This is a genomic window from Staphylococcus sp. MZ3, from assembly GCF_018622755.1.
GTDB lineage: Bacteria > Bacillota > Bacilli > Staphylococcales > Staphylococcaceae > Staphylococcus > Staphylococcus aureus.
This window is the reverse complement of the sequence record NZ_CP076026.1, coordinates 2,443,096-2,458,242: the sequence shown is the minus strand read 5'-3', so window position 1 is coordinate 2,458,242 and position 15,147 is coordinate 2,443,096. Positions and strand designations below refer to the sequence as shown.

Here is a 15,147-nt window from a genome sequence, read left to right as displayed (position 1 = left end):
AGAATAAGGAGATATATTCTATGAAAAGACTTTTATTTGTGATGATAGCTTTCGTTTTCATATTGGCTGCATGCGGAAACAATTCGTCGAAAGACAAGGAAGCTAGTAAAGATAGCAAGACAATTAATGTTGGGACTGAGGGGACTTATGCACCATTTAGTTTCCACGATAAAGATGGTAAATTAACTGGTTACGATATTGATGTTATTAAAGCAGTGGCTAAAGAAGAAGGTTTAAAACTTAAATTTAATGAAACTTCTTGGGATTCTATGTTTGCAGGTTTAGACGCAGGGCGTTTTGATGTAATCGCGAACCAAGTAGGTATTAATCCTGATAGAGAAAAGAAATATAAATTTTCTAAGCCTTACACATTCTCAAGTGCTGTTTTAGTTATTCGTGAAAATGAAAAAGATATTAAAGATTTTGATGATGTTAAAGGTAAGAAGTTAGCACAAACATTCACATCTAATTATGGTAAATTAGCTAAGGATAAAGGTGCTGATATTACAAAAGTTGATGGCTTTAACCAATCAATGGATTTATTATTGTCTAAGCGTGTTGATGGTACATTTAATGATAGTCTGTCATACTTGGATTATAAAAAACAAAAACCTAATGCTAAGATCAAAGCAATCAAAGGTAATGCTGAACAAAGTAGATCTGCATTTGCATTTTCTAAAAAAGCAGATGATGAAACAGTTCAAAAATTCAATGATGGCTTGAAAAAAATCGAGGAAAACGGTGAATTAGCTAAAATAGGTAAGAAATGGTTTGGTCAAGATGTTTCTAAATCTAAATAGCGAACAACAACATGCGCTAGATGCTGCAAAACAAGCTTTCGGACCTATGCTAGAAGGTTTGGTCAAATATTCAATTCCTATTACATTAGTTACATTTGTTTTAGGATTGATTATTGCATTATTTACAGCATTAATGCGAATTTCAACGAGTAAAATTTTAAGAAGTATTTCACGTGTCTATGTATCTATTATTCGAGGAACACCAATGATAGTACAACTATTTATCATATTTTATGGTATTCCAGAATTAGGTAGATTATTAACAAATGACGCTGACAACCAATGGACATTGGCACCTGTAGTGGCTGCTATTATTGGTTTATCATTAAATGTAGGTGCGTATGCTTCGGAAATTATTCGTGGCGGTATTATTTCTATACCGAAAGGACAAACAGAAGCTGCATATTCCATCGGTATGACGTATGGTCAAACGATACAACGTATCATTTTACCGCAGGCAATTCGAGTGTCGATTCCTGCACTAGGTAATACATTTTTAAGTTTAATCAAAGATACATCATTATTAGGATTTATTTTAGTGGCTGAAATGTTTAGAAAAGCTCAAGAAGTTGCGTCTACAACATATGAATATTTAACAATTTATGTGTTAGTTGCGCTAATGTACTGGGTGGTATGCTTTATTATTTCAATTATCCAAGGTATCTATGAATCTTATATTGAAAGAGGGTATCGCTCATGATTCAATTGAACAATATCCATAAATCATTCAATGATGTTGAAGTCATCAAAGGTATTGATTTATCTGTTGAACAAGGTGAGGTTGTAACCTTAATCGGTCGATCTGGTTCAGGTAAAACAACATTGTTACGTATGATTAATGCATTAGAAATTCCAACTGAAGGTACAGTTTATGTTAACGGCAAAACATATACATCTAAAGATAAAAAATCACAAATAGAAGTTCGTAAACAGTCTGGTATGGTATTTCAAAGTTATAACCTTTTTCCGCATAAGACGGCATTAGAAAATGTAATGGAAGGTCTTATCACAGTTAAAAAGTTGAAAAAGGATGAGGCACGTGGGAAATCACTTGAGTTACTTGAGAAAGTTGGTTTAACACATGTCAAAGATCAACGTCCACATGCATTATCAGGTGGTCAACAACAACGTGTTGCTATTGCAAGAGCACTAGCAATGAACCCTAAAGTGATGTTGTTTGATGAACCAACATCTGCACTTGATCCTGAACTTGTGAATGATGTTTTAAAGGTTATTAAAGATTTGGCTAATGAAGGCATGACAATGGTCATTGTGACACATGAAATGCGTTTTGCTAAAGAAGTATCTAATAACATTGTATTTATTCATGAAGGCATGATCGGAGAACAAGGGGCTCCAGAAGAGATGTTCAATCGTCCGAAAACAGAAGAATTAAGACGTTTCTTAAATGTTATAAATGAAGAATAATCAAATAAAACCACGTATCATGTTTTAGTATGGTGATGATGCCATATACATGATGCGTGGTTCTTTGTTATGTTGTCATAATCTTGGAGCGATATTTTAACGACGTTTATGATTTAAGTATGTTTGTACCTTATATAGTAATGGTTTGATAGGCTTAATAAAGTCGCCGATATACTCTTCTACATGTGCGTTAAAACCTTTTTTGAATTGTTGTACGCCATAATCTTCTGATGACTCTGAAAAGTCACCGGTAATACCATAAAAATTATAGCGATTAATATGATGCGCTTTAGCAAACTTAATCATTTCCCACTGCAAATGGTAGGCACCCATATAAGCATTATATTTAGGGTTTGAACCACTAGATAAGTAATAAACTTCATGCTCATTGTAGATAAACAAAGCAGAAGCTAAGTTTAAGACTGCACCATCTTGTTCAATTTGTTCTATTGTATTGTCGATTTTACGCTTATTGCTATTTAGCTGTTGTTCTAGCTGTGTGCGTTTCGTTTTATTTTTCTTTGAATTAGGACTTTCTTCCAATGCCTCTTCAACACCTGAAAGTTCAGCCGTTAATTGCTGTTGCTTTAATTGTAACGTTTTTAAATACTCGTTTAAATCAATATAAGCCAACTTTAACATGGCGTGGTCATCGTATAACTTTTGCATTTCTTCAAAGTATGGTAACTCACGGAATTTGAAACCATGCTTTTCTTCGGCCATATGGAATAAGTCGAAAAAAGTTTGCGTTTCATCAATCGTTAACGTTTTAGTTTTGACACCAATATCATATGTTTTTTTAATATTACGTCTCGTTTGATAATCCATTTCTTTTAATAACTGGTCTTCTGTTTTATCCTTTAAATCTAATACAGATAACCAACGGATTTGACTCATTGAATCATAACCGACTGGAAAACCTTGATGCTTATAGCCTAATGTGTCCATTGTTCTAACAAATGCTCGGTTGTCATAAGACTTAACAATTTCACCGTCTGCATTGCGTAAATTTTCAATTAAATATGGATCTACAAGGACATATAAACAATTTTGTTTCTTCAAATATGAAGTTAATGATTTAAAGAAAAATGCTACTAATGATTGATTTGTATAATCCATCACTGGCCCGCGATGTGTATAAAAATATTTGAAAAATTTAAGTGTGCGTGCTTCTGTCAATAAGCATCCTGCAATCACTTGACCATTGTCATCTTTAACCCCTACAAGATGCACATCGCCTTTTAAATCAACTCTATGATTGTAATGAATAGCTGATTGTGTGTAATGTGAAAAATGCTTTGTTGTAAACGCATTGAACTCATCCGAAGTCAACGTTACAAAGTTCATTTTATCCCATCCCTCTCTGAATTGAACTGTAATTTTTGAATTTATTTATAATGCTATTTTTTTATTTTATCAAAAACTGATTGTAAATACACATAGAAAATGAAATATATTTTTCTTTGACTATACATAACTGTTATTTCTTTGGATATTTATATTAAATGCATTGGTAGTAGTTGTAGCGCATTGATGTTTGACGGTGTATAGTATTAATTATATTGAAAGTTAGTTGGAAGTTGATAGTAGGAGTGGGAGCATTGAAGCGATTTGTGGCGACGGTATTATTATTACTAGTCTTTATATCAGGATGTGGTAATGATAAATATGTGAAAGAAATAGATGAAGCAGTTAAAATTCAAAATCAAAAACAAGAACAACTTGCCAAAAAAGGCAACGGTGATCGTGTTGATCATTTTGAACGCAAAGATGCTAATATTTATGTCTATGATAAGGATAAAATTATCATTTTAGCTTATAAACCTTTGAGTAATGATGATGAAGTGCATTATTATGCATATGATTTTAGTGATAAACGTGTATCATATAAGCAAGATTTTGATTCGAGACGATATTATCAACAACATGATGCGGATTATCATGAAGAAAATATGACGAACTAGATATGAGCAGGAGTTATTATGACTAAAAAATTACTAACATTATTTATAGTGAGCATGTTAATTTTAACAGCTTGCGGTAAAAAAGAATCAGCAACGACATCCTCGAAAAACGGCAAACCATTAGTTGTCATATATGGCGACTATAAATGTCCTTATTGTAAAGAATTAGATGAAAAAGTCATGCCAAAGTTGCGTAAAAATTATATAGATAATCACAAAGTGGAATACCAATTTGTCAATTTAGCTTTCTTAGGTAAAGACTCAATTGTTGGTTCGCGTGCGAGTCATGCAGTATTGATGTATGCACCTAAATCATTTTTAGATTTTCAAAAGCAATTATTTGTTGCCCAGCAAGATGAAAATAAAGAATGGTTAACAAAAGAACTATTAGATAAACATATTAAACAACTGCATTTAGATAAAGAGACGGAAAATAAAATTATAAAAGATTACAAGACAAAAGATAGCAAGTCTTGGAAAGCTGCAGAGAAAGATAAAAAAATAGCGAAAGATAATCATATAAAAACGACACCAACTGCATTTATTAATGGCGAGAAAGTTGAAGATCCATATGATTATGAAAGTTATGAGAAGTTATTAAAAGATAAAATCAAATAGTCTTAATTGTTGAGATCAGTAAGTGATACCAATTTATTAGGACAATACGAAAAGGCAATTTCTATTAGCGATATGATAGAGATTGTCTTTTTAATGTATGAAGTCTAAATAGGTGGAAATTATCATGTAAACATTGTTTAGTAGGGAATCAGTACAGGATAGGTATTGATTCTTCCCCGTGCGAAATCTTGATTAGTAGTTTTTTTCTGTGTCGCTTGTTTTATTGTACAGATATTTGTACAATTGAGGTGTGTTAAAAGGAGGCGATAAATATGATTATTAAAAATTATTCATACGCTCGACAGAATTTAAAGGCACTTATGACAAAAGTAAATGATGATAGTGATATGGTAACTGTAACATCTACTGATGATAAAAACGTAGTAATCATGTCAGAATCAGATTATAACTCCATGATGGAAACACTTTACCTCCAACAGAACCCAAATAATGCTGAACACTTAGCTCAATCAATTGCAGATCTAGAACGTGGGAAAACTATAACGAAAGATATAGATGTATAATGGCTAGGTTAAATATTACGTTTTCGCCTCAAGCCTTTGAAGATTATAAGTATTTTCAGCAGAACGATAAAAAAATGGTGAAGAAGATTAATGAGTTACTTAAAAGTATTGACAGAAATGGTGCATTGGAAGGTATAGGTAAGCCTGAAAAGTTAAAATCGAATCTGACTGGGTATTATAGTAGACGTATCAATCACGAACATAGATTGGTTTATACAGTAGATGACAATCATATAAAAATAGCATCATGTAAATACCATTATTAAATCTAAAAGTCACACTATAAAAATAGGGTAAGTTATTTTAGGACAATATGAAAAGGCAATTTCTATTAGCAATATGATAGAGATTGTCTTTTTTCTTATATTATGACGTTCGTAAATACTATAAAGTTTTCTGTATCATATTTGTACAATAGTCATGTATTAGATAAAACGAAAAGTGGTAAATACCTAAAGTATGATTCGACTTTATATTATTTATAAAAACAGTGCTTGTATTTTAAGTAGCATGAGTATATAATTTTAAAACGTAAAGATTACTATTTAGGAGGGTGACTATGAAAAAGAAATTAGGTATGTTACTTCTTGTACCAGCCGTAACTTTATCATTAGCTGCATGTGGGAATGATGATGGAAAAGATAAAGATGGCAAGGTAACAATTAAAACGACAGTTTATCCATTGCAATCATTTGCAGAGCAAATTGGTGGAAAACACGTGAAGGTATCATCAATCTATCCAGCAGGGACAGATTTACATAGCTATGAACCAACACAAAAAGATATATTAAGTGCAAGCAAGTCAGACTTGTTTATGTATACAGGGGATAATTTAGATCCGGTTGCTAAGAAAGTTGCATCTACTATCAAAGATAAAGATAAAAAACTGTCTTTAGAGGATAAATTAGATAAAGCAAAGCTTTTAACTGATCAACACGAGCATGGTGAAGAGCATGAACATGAGGGACATGATCATGAGAAAGAAGAACATCATCATCATCATGGTGGATATGATCCACACGTATGGTTAGATCCTAAAATTAACCAAACTTTCGCTAAAGAAATTAAAGATGAATTAGTGAAAAAAGATCCAAAACATAAAGATGACTATGAGAAAAACTACAAAAAATTAAACGACGATCTTAAGAAAATTGATAACGATATGAAGCAAGTTACAAAAGATAAGCAAGGTAATGCAGTATTCATTTCACATGAATCAATTGGATACTTAGCTGATCGTTATGGTTTTGTTCAAAAAGGTATTCAAAACATGAATGCTGAAGATCCATCACAAAAAGAATTAACTAAAATTGTTAAAGAAATTAGAGATAGCAATGCTAAATATATTCTTTACGAAGATAATGTTGCGAATAAAGTGACTGAAACAATTCGTAAAGAAACAGATGCGAAGCCTTTAAAATTCTACAACATGGAGTCTTTAAATAAAGAACAACAGAAAAAAGATAATATTACGTATCAATCATTAATGAAATCTAATATTGAAAATATCGGTAAAGCTTTAGACAGTGGTGTTAAAGTGAAAGACGACAAAGCTGAAAGTAAACATGACAAAGCAATTTCTGATGGGTATTTTAAAGATGAGCAAGTTAAAGACCGTGAATTAAGCGATTATGCTGGTGAATGGCAATCTGTTTACCCTTACTTAAAAGACGGTACGCTTGATGAAGTGATGGGACATAAAGCTGAAAATGATCCGAAGAAATCTGCTAAAGATTTAAAAGCTTATTATGACAAAGGATATAAAACTGATATTACTAACATTGATATAAAAGGAAATGAAATTACATTTACTAAAGATGGTAAGAAACACACTGGTAAATATGAATACAATGGTAAGAAAACATTGAAATATCCTAAAGGTAACCGTGGCGTGAGATTTATGTTTAAATTGGTCGATGGTAATGATAAAGACTTACCGAAATTCATCCAATTTAGCGATCACAACATTGCACCTAAAAAGGCAGAACACTTCCATATCTTTATGGGTAATGATAATGACGCGTTATTAAAAGAAATGGATAACTGGCCAACATATTATCCTTCAAAATTAAATAAAGACCAAATCAAAGAAGAAATGTTAGCGCATTAATTCAACAGGTTTGCACACTCTACTCAACTGTTAATAGCTGAATAGAGTGTGTTTTTTATTTCGTAGTTATCAATTTCAACAGAGGGAATGATTAATATTACTATAGTTTATAACAAATGATTTGGTAACATATGTTACTCAATGCATGTTAAGATGAGTAAATATAAAAGATAGGGAGTGGGAAGATGACGATTAAAGTTGAAGATAATAAAATTATTTTTTCAAGAACGATAGAAGCACCGATTGAAAAGGTGTTTGATGCCTATACGACAAAAGCATTATTTGAAAAATGGTTTCATCCAAAAGACGCTAGTACCAAAGTGTTTCGCTTTAATGCTGTTTCAGGTGGTGATGCATTTTATGCGATTAAAACACCTACAATGACCAGCTATACATTAGCAGAATATAAAACGGTTAAGCGTCCATATTTAATTGAATATATTGACTCATTTGCGACACCTCAAGGTGCAAAAGATACAAAAATGCCAAGCATGAAAATTACTTTGTCATTTTCCAAGAGCAATACAACGAAAACGACAGTGACATCAACATCGGTATTTCCAACAAAAGAAGTCGCTCAACAAGTCATAAACATGGGTGTTGAACAAGGTATGAATCAAACTTTAGATCAACTTGATGCATTATTGAAATAAAGTTGTTGAAAATATGTAAAAACTTTTTTGTTTCATTCGGTTTATAATAATCTTGTAATATTATAAAAATGAGGGATGATTCGATGGTAGAACGTTATATCAAAGTTTTAATATTATATATTTTCACAACACTACTATCTTCTATTTCAGTAACGTCAAAATGTGTACCTAATAAAGTTATAAGGTTTATTTTACGTACTGCAATTGGTTACAGTGTATTTGCATATGGTTTACATTACTTTTCAAATTTAAAAAAGAATAAGTAATACTTTACATAAAGCGAGATAAAATGAGCGTCGTAATATCTTAAATCATAAAGATATTAGCCAATCACGTGATTTATCTCGCTGTTTTTATGAAAGAAAACTACATTTTTGAGAGAATAAAAAGATTTTTCTGAAATTTAAACTATCAATTACATTGAATTACTAATATAATTAGAAAGTAAATTTTATTTGATCAAAGTAAATGGGGGAAGTACTGTGATAGAAAATAAGAAAACAGTTGAAGATACATATTCAACAGGCGCAATTGTTGATTCAATATCATCTTCAGTACAAATGAAGCAAGTAATGGTACAGCAAACACCTAGCCGATATATGCTTAAAGCAATGATGGCCGGATTTTTACTCTCAATCGTTACTGTATTTATGTTCGGAATAAAGACGCAGTTTGCGAGTACTCACGTAGATGGACTTATCAATTTAATGGGAGCCATTGCGTTTAGTTTAGGTTTGATTTTAGTTGTATTAACTAACTCTGAATTATTAACAAGTAACTTCATGTACTTTACAGTAGGCTGGTATTATAAAGTCGTTTCTGTTAAGAAGATGACTTGGATTTTATTATATTGTTTCTTAGGAAATATTTTAGGTGGGTTTGTGTTATTTTTCTTAATGAAATTTGCGCATGTCATGACACCTGAAATGACACAAGCTTTAACAGCTTTAGTTCAGAAAAAGACTGTTGATTCAACATGGTTGAATATTTTTACAAAAGGTATTTTCTGTAACTTCTTTATTAATATTGGTATTTTCATCTCTATGCAATTCAAAGGCGGCTTAACAAAGGCATTCTTCATAGCTTGTGGTGTCGTGGTCTTTGTATACATGGGATATGAGCACGTTGTGTTCAATGCAGGTCTATATGCAGGTATGGTATTCTTTAACCTTGATGCAGTTTCATGGTTACACGTTTTAAAAAATATCGTTTTTGCTTTCTTAGGTAACTTTGTCGGTGGCGGTATTTTTGTAGGTCTCGTTTATGCTTTCTTAAATGGTAAGCGTAATCGTTTAGAGCAACAATAATTAAGATGTAGTGATTAAATAGCGTAACAATGAATCATTCTTCCAAACCATTCATGAATTTGAATGGTTTTTTACGTTGAGAGAGTAATTTTTAATAAGTTTCATGAGAGTATTGGTGTATTCAGATGAAGCATACTTTCTGACATGTGATCAATTTATTGATACACTTTGATGGATATTTATTTTAAAAATAAAATATGGTTAAATCATTTAAAAAAGAGTGGGGATTAATATGACAAAAACGATGATTCGACTCGCAAGTGAACAAGATGCAGAAAAATTGCAACAACTCATGCATGAAGCATTTACGCCTCTAAGAGAACTAGGTATTGATTGGCCTTCGGTTAATGCTAATTTAGATGCTGTTAAAGAAAATATAGATAAAAATACTACATTTGTCATGACAATTGATGATGAAATTATATCTACGATTACGGTTAGATATCCTTGGGGAAGTGTGAAAAGTATTTCGGGTTATCCTTTTGTCTGGTGGTTTGCGACAAATCCTGAGTATGAAGGGAAAGGCTATGGTAGCCAATTACTTACTTATGTTGAAGAAGCATTTTTGCGAGATACGTTAAAGTCAGCGGCAGTTACTTTAGGTACATCTGCAAGATTGCATCCGTGGTTACTTAAAATTTATGAAAAAAGAGGTTATGAAATATACAGCGAACATGAAAATGATGATGGCGATTTAGGTGTGATCATGCGCAAAGTATTGATACCCGAGCGCTTTGACGAAACAATATTAGGCCAACCACCATTTTAAGATAATAATATACACTACAAGCGACCGATATATTAATGCTTGCTCAAATAAATGTTGAGTAGGGATTCATATATCGGTCGCTTTTTTTGATTTAACAAAAAGGGAAAATGTATAAGGAATATGCATGACTACAGGCATCAGGGAATTCCCTGATTTTACATTATAATGTGATTCTTTTCACAAAAACAAAATGATTTGGTATACAATACGTGTGAAAGGGTTGGTAAATGTGAATGGGAATATCATTGTTGCACATGGCATGAGGCACGGACGACAGAATCAAGCGTTAGAAGCATTTATTTCTGAATTAGTAAAAGATGATATACATCACTATGATATTGCGTTTTTAGAAAGTGAGCATCAGGATTTAGAGACGGTAATGACGACGTTGATTCAAAGTGGGGTTGACCATTTTAAAATTGTACCATTGCTAATCTTTAGTGCAATGCATTATCTCAAGGATATACCGAATATCGTTCATGAAATGAAACGACGGTATCCAGACATAAAGGTAGAAGTAAGCGAGCCACTTGGCACACATCCTTTAATGAGACGATTAATTGAACAACGTATTTGTGACGCATTAGCAGGTGACGAACAACAAGTTGGAGTTATGGTTGTTGCACACGGCAATATTAATGGAAAGTTTACTAAGGCACACGAAGAGTTACAAATATGCGCTCAAAATTTGCAAATTAGCAAGCCGACATATGCGAGAACGCTATATGGAGAGATTAGTTTTACACATGATTTAGAAAGCATCTCGAAACGGTATCAAAAATTGATTGTCGTACCATTATTTTTATATGACGGAAGACTTGTTAACAAAGTGAAGCAGCAAATGAATGACATGGTTATTAATACAGATATACACTTCACACCTTCAATTAACTTCGACCCAATTTTAAAGCAAATCATTAACGATAGATTAGAAAGCTTAATGATTCCAATGAAAATATAAAAGCACTAACGAAAAATTAATACCTTTTTTTGAAATAAATATTATGGAGTAAAGGGGCATATTTTATGGCAAAGCAAAAACTAGTAATGATTGGTAACGGTATGGCGGGCATTCGAACAATCGAAGAAATATTAGAGCGCGCCAACGATTTATATGATATTACGGTAATAGGTAAAGAACCTTATCCAAACTATAACCGCATCATGCTTTCAAATATTTTACAAAATAAAATGACAGTTGAAGAAACAATTATGAATCCATATGAGTGGTATGAGGAACATGGTATCGAGTTAATTACAAATGATCCTGTAATTGAAGTAGATAGAGCAAATCAATCAGTTACTACTGCAAATGGTATTGAAGTATCATACGATAAATTGATTTTTGCGACAGGTTCTAAAGCATTCGTCATTCCAGTTCCAGGTTCGACATTACCGAGTGTAATTGGTTGGAGAACGATTGATGATACTGAACAAATGATGAACATTGCTAAGACTAAAAAGAAAGCAATTGTAATTGGTGGAGGATTACTAGGTTTAGAGTGTGCACGTGGTTTATTAGATCAAGGTATGGAAGTAACGGTGTTACATTTAGCTGAATGGTTGATGGAAATGCAACTAGACCGTAAAGCTGGAAATATGCTTAAAGCAGATCTAGAAAAGCAAGGTATGAAGTTTGAAATGCAAGCCAACACAACTGAAATCTTAGGAGAAGATGATGTTGAGGGTGTTAAATTGGCTGATGGACGCGAGATTCCGGCAGACTTAGTTGTTATGGCAGTAGGTATACGACCATACACAGAAGTAGCCAAAGAATCAGGTCTAGATGTTAATCGTGGTATTGTTGTCAATGATGTGATGCAAACAAGTGATAGCAATGTATATGCAGTTGGTGAATGTGCAGAACATAACGGCAAAGTTTATGGACTCGTTGCACCACTATATGAACAAGGTAAAGTATTAGCTGATCATTTAACAAATAAAGAAACGAACGGATACAAGGGATCAACAACATTTACGTCATTAAAAGTTTCTGGGTGTGACTTGTATAGTGCTGGTCAAATTGTAGAAAATGCAGAAATTAAAGGTATTGAAATATTTAATAGTGTTGATAATAACTATAAAAAAATCTTTTTAAAAGACGGTAATGTAGTTGGTGCAGTACTATATGGTGATATCGATGATGGTTCACGCTTTTATAACATGATGAAAAAAGGTGAATCCACTGAAGATTACACACTTGTATCATTGCTTACTAAAGGTGGAGAAGAGGCATCGCTATCAATTGCTGATATGGCTGATGATGAAACAATTTGTGGTTGTAATGGTGTTGATAAAGGTACTATAGTAAATGCGATTACGGAAAATGGCTTTACAACAGTTGAAGAAGTAACGGCTAAAACAAAAGCGGGGAATTCATGTGGTAAATGTAAACCGCAAATTGCTCAAATATTGCAGCACACCTTAGGAGATGACTTTGTTGCCGCAAAACCTGCTGGTATATGTGGTTGTACTGATTTGACACGCGATCAAATAGTAACGCAAATAAGAGCGAAAGGTTTAAAAACATCTAAAGAAGTTCGACATGTTTTAAACTTTAAAAACAAAGGTGGATGTCCAAAATGTCGACCTGCGATTAACTATTATTTGAACATGGTTTATCCACATGATCATGAAGATGAAAGAGAATCAAGATTTGCTAACGAACGTTACCATGCGAATATTCAAAATGATGGTACATTTTCTGTTATACCTCAAATGCGTGGGGGTGTTACAGATGCAGACCAACTGATTCGTCTAGGAGAAGTGGCTAAGAAATATCATGTGCCACTAGTTAAAGTGACAGGTTCACAACGTGTTGGTTTGTATGGAGTTAAAAAAGAAGAATTACCAAATATATGGGAAGACCTAGGTATGCGTTCAGCATCAGCTTATGGTAAGAAAACACGCTCAGTTAAAAGCTGTGTTGGTAAAGAGTTTTGTCGATTTGGTACGCAATACACGACACGACTTGGCATTCGTTTAGAAAAAACATTTGAATACATCGATACACCTCATAAATTCAAAATGGGTGTATCAGGCTGCCCAAGAAGTTGTGTTGAATCAGGTGTTAAAGATTTTGGTATTATCTCAGTTGAAAATGGATTCCAAATCTATATCGGTGGTAATGGTGGTACAGAAGTTGAAAAAGCTGAATTTTTAACAACTGTAGAAACAGAAGATGAAGTAATCAAATTATGTGGTGCTTTGATGCAATATTATCGCGAAACAGGTATATATGCTGAAAGAACAGCGCCATGGTTAAGAAGACTTGGATTTGAAAATGTAAAAGAAGTCTTACTTGACCCAGAAAGACAAAATGAACTATTTGAACGCATTATGGATGCTAAAAAAGCAGTCGAAGCTGAACCTTGGGAAGCAATAACTAGCAATGCGCAAGCACGTAAAATTTTTGAAGTGGAGAAGGTGTAATACATGGAAACAAAAGAAAAAATTAAAGTGACAACTATAGATGAATTAACACCCCTAATTGGAAAAAAGGTTATTGTCAAAGACAAAGAGGTAGGATTGTTTTTAACAGAAAGTGGCAAAATTCATGCGATTCACAATATCTGTCCACACAAACAAGGACCATTGTCTGAAGGGACAGTGAGTGGGGAATATGTATTTTGCCCGCTCCACGATCAAAAAATTGATTTAAACACAGGTATTGTTCAAGAACCTGATGAAGGTTGCGTAGATGTTTATGAGGTAGAAGTTACAGACGGGAACGTATATATATGTCTGTAGAGGAATATGGCAAGGTTTACTTGATAGGTGCGGGCCCAGGTAATCCGAATTATTTGACTAAAAAGGCTGAGCGTTTAATACGTGAAGCGGATGTCATTCTATATGATCGATTAGTGAATCCGTTAATTTTACAATATGCGAATTTGACTACTGAAATTATCGATGTTGGTAAAAAGCCGTATGCAAAACATATTCAGCAAGAAAAAATAAATGACTGTATCGTGGAAGCAGCGCGTCGATATAACAAGGTTGTTAGACTTAAAGGTGGCGATCCAGCGATATTTGGTCGTGTGCAAGAAGAAGTCGACACACTAAATGAACATCATATTGCGTTTGAAATTGTACCAGGGGTGACATCAGCGAGCGCAGCAGTTGCTACTATGCAGACAGGTTTGACAATGCGTACAGTTGCTAAAAGTGTGACATTTTCTACAGGTCACTTTAAAGATTCAGAAGAAAATGAAGTGGATGTCAATTCCTTAGTGAATGGTGGCACGTTAGCAATTTATATGGGGGTAAAACGTTTAGGGAAAATTATCACACAGATACAACAATACACAGATATTGATTACCCGATAGCGATTGTCTTTCAAGCATCGTGTTTTAACGAGTTTGTTGTTAAGGGGCGTTTAAGTAATATTATTTCAAAATTGCAACACTATTCAATTGAGGCGAAACCAGGTATATGTATTATTGGGGAAGTTGTTGGTTATACTGAAAACACTCCTAAATCATATGATTCTATGAAGCAATTTTATGTAGTAAGTGGTTCTAAACATGACGCCCTTATGCTCTGTGAACATTTATATGACGAAGGTTATGGCTGTTTGCTAAACCCAAATGATACATCGAATGGCACATATCATTCGTCGCAATATGATTACTATGATGCATTTATTAAGCAGCAAGAAAATGTAACATATATTTCAACCGATCGTGCAGATGCTAATACAGTGTTATGTCACTAATTTATAAAAAATAAATGAATAAGTAAGGTTTCAACCGAGAGAATATATTCGTGTTGAAGCCTTATTTGTCGTTGTGCCAAATTTGAACGATTTAGATTGGCAATAAGCACGACCATACATGATTGTGTATTATTTCAATGAAATCCCGTTATTGATAGGGAAATTCCTTAAGTAATTAGGTGATTCCCTAATATTTTATGTTTGTGAAAAAATGTACAATCTAATTAAAGCAATAGTCTTGGGCATTTTAAAGTAT

19 protein-coding genes are annotated in these 15,147 nt (G+C 33.1%); 18 read left to right on the top strand and 1 reads right to left on the bottom strand.

From position 1 onward, the window contains the following. Nucleotides 1–20: 20 nt before the first annotated feature. The 3 genes from KI230_RS12145 to KI230_RS12135 are packed head-to-tail and all read left to right on the top strand — an operon-like array spanning nt 21 to nt 2,228. Nucleotides 21–800, top strand: a complete 780-nt coding sequence (locus tag KI230_RS12145; protein WP_000825929.1) for a transporter substrate-binding domain-containing protein — start codon at nt 21–23, stop codon at nt 798–800. Beyond that, nucleotides 781–1,500 (top strand): amino acid ABC transporter permease, encoded by a 720-nt coding sequence (locus KI230_RS12140; RefSeq protein ID WP_000479576.1) that lies wholly within the window; start codon nt 781–783, stop codon nt 1,498–1,500. Before KI230_RS12145 ends, KI230_RS12140 begins: the two co-directional genes overlap by 20 nt. Then, entirely contained in the window at nt 1,497–2,228 is a 732-nt protein-coding gene (locus KI230_RS12135) for an amino acid ABC transporter ATP-binding protein (protein WP_000615461.1), read from the top strand. The genes KI230_RS12140 and KI230_RS12135 overlap by 4 nt, the downstream gene beginning before the upstream one ends. 96 nt (nt 2,229–2,324) lie before the next feature. Here the strand turns inward: KI230_RS12135 and fmhA are convergent, their stop codons facing one another. Further along, nucleotides 2,325–3,575, bottom strand: a complete 1,251-nt coding sequence (gene fmhA / locus KI230_RS12130) for a FemA/FemB family glycyltransferase FmhA (protein WP_001012241.1) — start codon at nt 3,573–3,575, stop codon at nt 2,325–2,327. A 254-nt stretch (nt 3,576–3,829) separates the two neighbouring features. On the opposite strand from fmhA, the gene KI230_RS12125 reads away from it, so the two are divergent. The 15 genes from KI230_RS12125 to cobA all read left to right on the top strand — a co-directional run bounded on the left by KI230_RS12125 (nt 3,830) and on the right by cobA (nt 14,891). Further along, nucleotides 3,830–4,192 (top strand): DUF4467 domain-containing protein, encoded by a 363-nt coding sequence (locus tag KI230_RS12125; protein ID WP_000819843.1) that lies wholly within the window; start codon nt 3,830–3,832, stop codon nt 4,190–4,192. Between the two features lie 18 nt (nt 4,193–4,210). Then, nucleotides 4,211–4,810 (top strand): DsbA family protein, encoded by a 600-nt coding sequence (locus KI230_RS12120; RefSeq protein WP_000162812.1) that lies wholly within the window; start codon nt 4,211–4,213, stop codon nt 4,808–4,810. 6 nt (nt 4,811–4,816) lie between these two features. Next, entirely contained in the window at nt 4,817–4,918 is a 102-nt protein-coding gene (locus KI230_RS12115; RefSeq protein WP_001791744.1) for a hypothetical protein, read from the top strand. Between the two features lie 164 nt (nt 4,919–5,082). Next, entirely contained in the window at nt 5,083–5,334 is a 252-nt protein-coding gene (locus KI230_RS12110; protein ID WP_000584499.1) for a type II toxin-antitoxin system Phd/YefM family antitoxin, read from the top strand. Next, nucleotides 5,334–5,600, top strand: a complete 267-nt coding sequence (locus KI230_RS12105) for a Txe/YoeB family addiction module toxin (protein WP_000113262.1) — start codon at nt 5,334–5,336, stop codon at nt 5,598–5,600. Before KI230_RS12110 ends, KI230_RS12105 begins: the two co-directional genes overlap by 1 nt. Nucleotides 5,601–5,634: 34 nt before the next feature. Continuing rightward, the gene (locus KI230_RS13805; RefSeq protein ID WP_223200558.1) at nt 5,635–5,706 is read left to right on the top strand and encodes a hypothetical protein; all 72 of its coding nucleotides are present in this window, start codon (nt 5,635–5,637) and stop codon (nt 5,704–5,706) included. Nucleotides 5,707–5,893: 187 nt separating this feature from the next. Beyond that, complete coding sequence (gene adcA, locus KI230_RS12100) at nt 5,894–7,444, top strand: zinc ABC transporter substrate-binding lipoprotein AdcA (protein ID WP_045177665.1); 1,551 nt, start codon at nt 5,894–5,896, stop codon at nt 7,442–7,444. 185 nt (nt 7,445–7,629) lie between these two features. Next, the gene (locus tag KI230_RS12095) at nt 7,630–8,097 is read left to right on the top strand and encodes an SRPBCC family protein (RefSeq protein WP_000153346.1); all 468 of its coding nucleotides are present in this window, start codon (nt 7,630–7,632) and stop codon (nt 8,095–8,097) included. A gap of 83 nt (nt 8,098–8,180) precedes the next feature. Beyond that, nucleotides 8,181–8,363, top strand: a complete 183-nt coding sequence (locus KI230_RS12090) for a hypothetical protein (RefSeq protein ID WP_000230294.1) — start codon at nt 8,181–8,183, stop codon at nt 8,361–8,363. 216 nt (nt 8,364–8,579) lie between these two features. Further along, a complete protein-coding gene (locus tag KI230_RS12085) occupies nt 8,580–9,404 on the top strand; it encodes a formate/nitrite transporter family protein (protein ID WP_045177662.1) in 825 nt (274 codons plus the stop codon). A 232-nt stretch (nt 9,405–9,636) separates the two neighbouring features. After that, entirely contained in the window at nt 9,637–10,173 is a 537-nt protein-coding gene (locus KI230_RS12080; RefSeq protein ID WP_000169317.1) for a GNAT family N-acetyltransferase, read from the top strand. 229 nt (nt 10,174–10,402) lie between these two features. Further along, a complete protein-coding gene (locus tag KI230_RS12075; RefSeq protein ID WP_001014062.1) occupies nt 10,403–11,134 on the top strand; it encodes a sirohydrochlorin chelatase in 732 nt (243 codons plus the stop codon). Nucleotides 11,135–11,199: 65 nt separating this feature from the next. Further along, nucleotides 11,200–13,605: a nitrite reductase large subunit NirB gene (nirB, locus tag KI230_RS12070; RefSeq protein WP_001118725.1), complete on the top strand. Its 2,406-nt coding sequence runs from the start codon at nt 11,200–11,202 to the stop codon at nt 13,603–13,605. 3 nt (nt 13,606–13,608) lie between these two features. Further along, nucleotides 13,609–13,923 (top strand): nitrite reductase small subunit NirD, encoded by a 315-nt coding sequence (gene nirD / locus KI230_RS12065; protein WP_000448220.1) that lies wholly within the window; start codon nt 13,609–13,611, stop codon nt 13,921–13,923. Beyond that, nucleotides 13,914–14,891: a uroporphyrinogen-III C-methyltransferase gene (gene cobA / locus KI230_RS12060; RefSeq protein ID WP_045177656.1), complete on the top strand. Its 978-nt coding sequence runs from the start codon at nt 13,914–13,916 to the stop codon at nt 14,889–14,891. The genes nirD and cobA overlap by 10 nt, the downstream gene beginning before the upstream one ends. Nucleotides 14,892–15,147 lie beyond the last annotated feature (256 nt).

Coding starts and splice junctions, on each gene's coding strand:
- nirB (WP_001118725.1), top strand. CDS start 11,200: ATGGCAAAGCAAAAACTAGTAATGATTGGTAACGGTATGGCGGGCATT.
- KI230_RS12105 (WP_000113262.1), top strand. CDS start 5,334: ATGGCTAGGTTAAATATTACGTTTTCGCCTCAAGCCTTTGAAGATTAT.
- KI230_RS12080 (WP_000169317.1), top strand. CDS start 9,637: ATGACAAAAACGATGATTCGACTCGCAAGTGAACAAGATGCAGAAAAA.
- fmhA (WP_001012241.1), bottom strand. CDS start 3,575: ATGAACTTTGTAACGTTGACTTCGGATGAGTTCAATGCGTTTACAACA.
- KI230_RS12140 (WP_000479576.1), top strand. CDS start 781: ATGTTTCTAAATCTAAATAGCGAACAACAACATGCGCTAGATGCTGCA.
- KI230_RS12120 (WP_000162812.1), top strand. CDS start 4,211: ATGACTAAAAAATTACTAACATTATTTATAGTGAGCATGTTAATTTTA.
- KI230_RS12135 (WP_000615461.1), top strand. CDS start 1,497: ATGATTCAATTGAACAATATCCATAAATCATTCAATGATGTTGAAGTC.
- KI230_RS12090 (WP_000230294.1), top strand. CDS start 8,181: ATGGTAGAACGTTATATCAAAGTTTTAATATTATATATTTTCACAACA.
- cobA (WP_045177656.1), top strand. CDS start 13,914: ATGTCTGTAGAGGAATATGGCAAGGTTTACTTGATAGGTGCGGGCCCA.
- KI230_RS12095 (WP_000153346.1), top strand. CDS start 7,630: ATGACGATTAAAGTTGAAGATAATAAAATTATTTTTTCAAGAACGATA.
- KI230_RS12145 (WP_000825929.1), top strand. CDS start 21: ATGAAAAGACTTTTATTTGTGATGATAGCTTTCGTTTTCATATTGGCT.
- KI230_RS12110 (WP_000584499.1), top strand. CDS start 5,083: ATGATTATTAAAAATTATTCATACGCTCGACAGAATTTAAAGGCACTT.
- adcA (WP_045177665.1), top strand. CDS start 5,894: ATGAAAAAGAAATTAGGTATGTTACTTCTTGTACCAGCCGTAACTTTA.
- nirD (WP_000448220.1), top strand. CDS start 13,609: ATGGAAACAAAAGAAAAAATTAAAGTGACAACTATAGATGAATTAACA.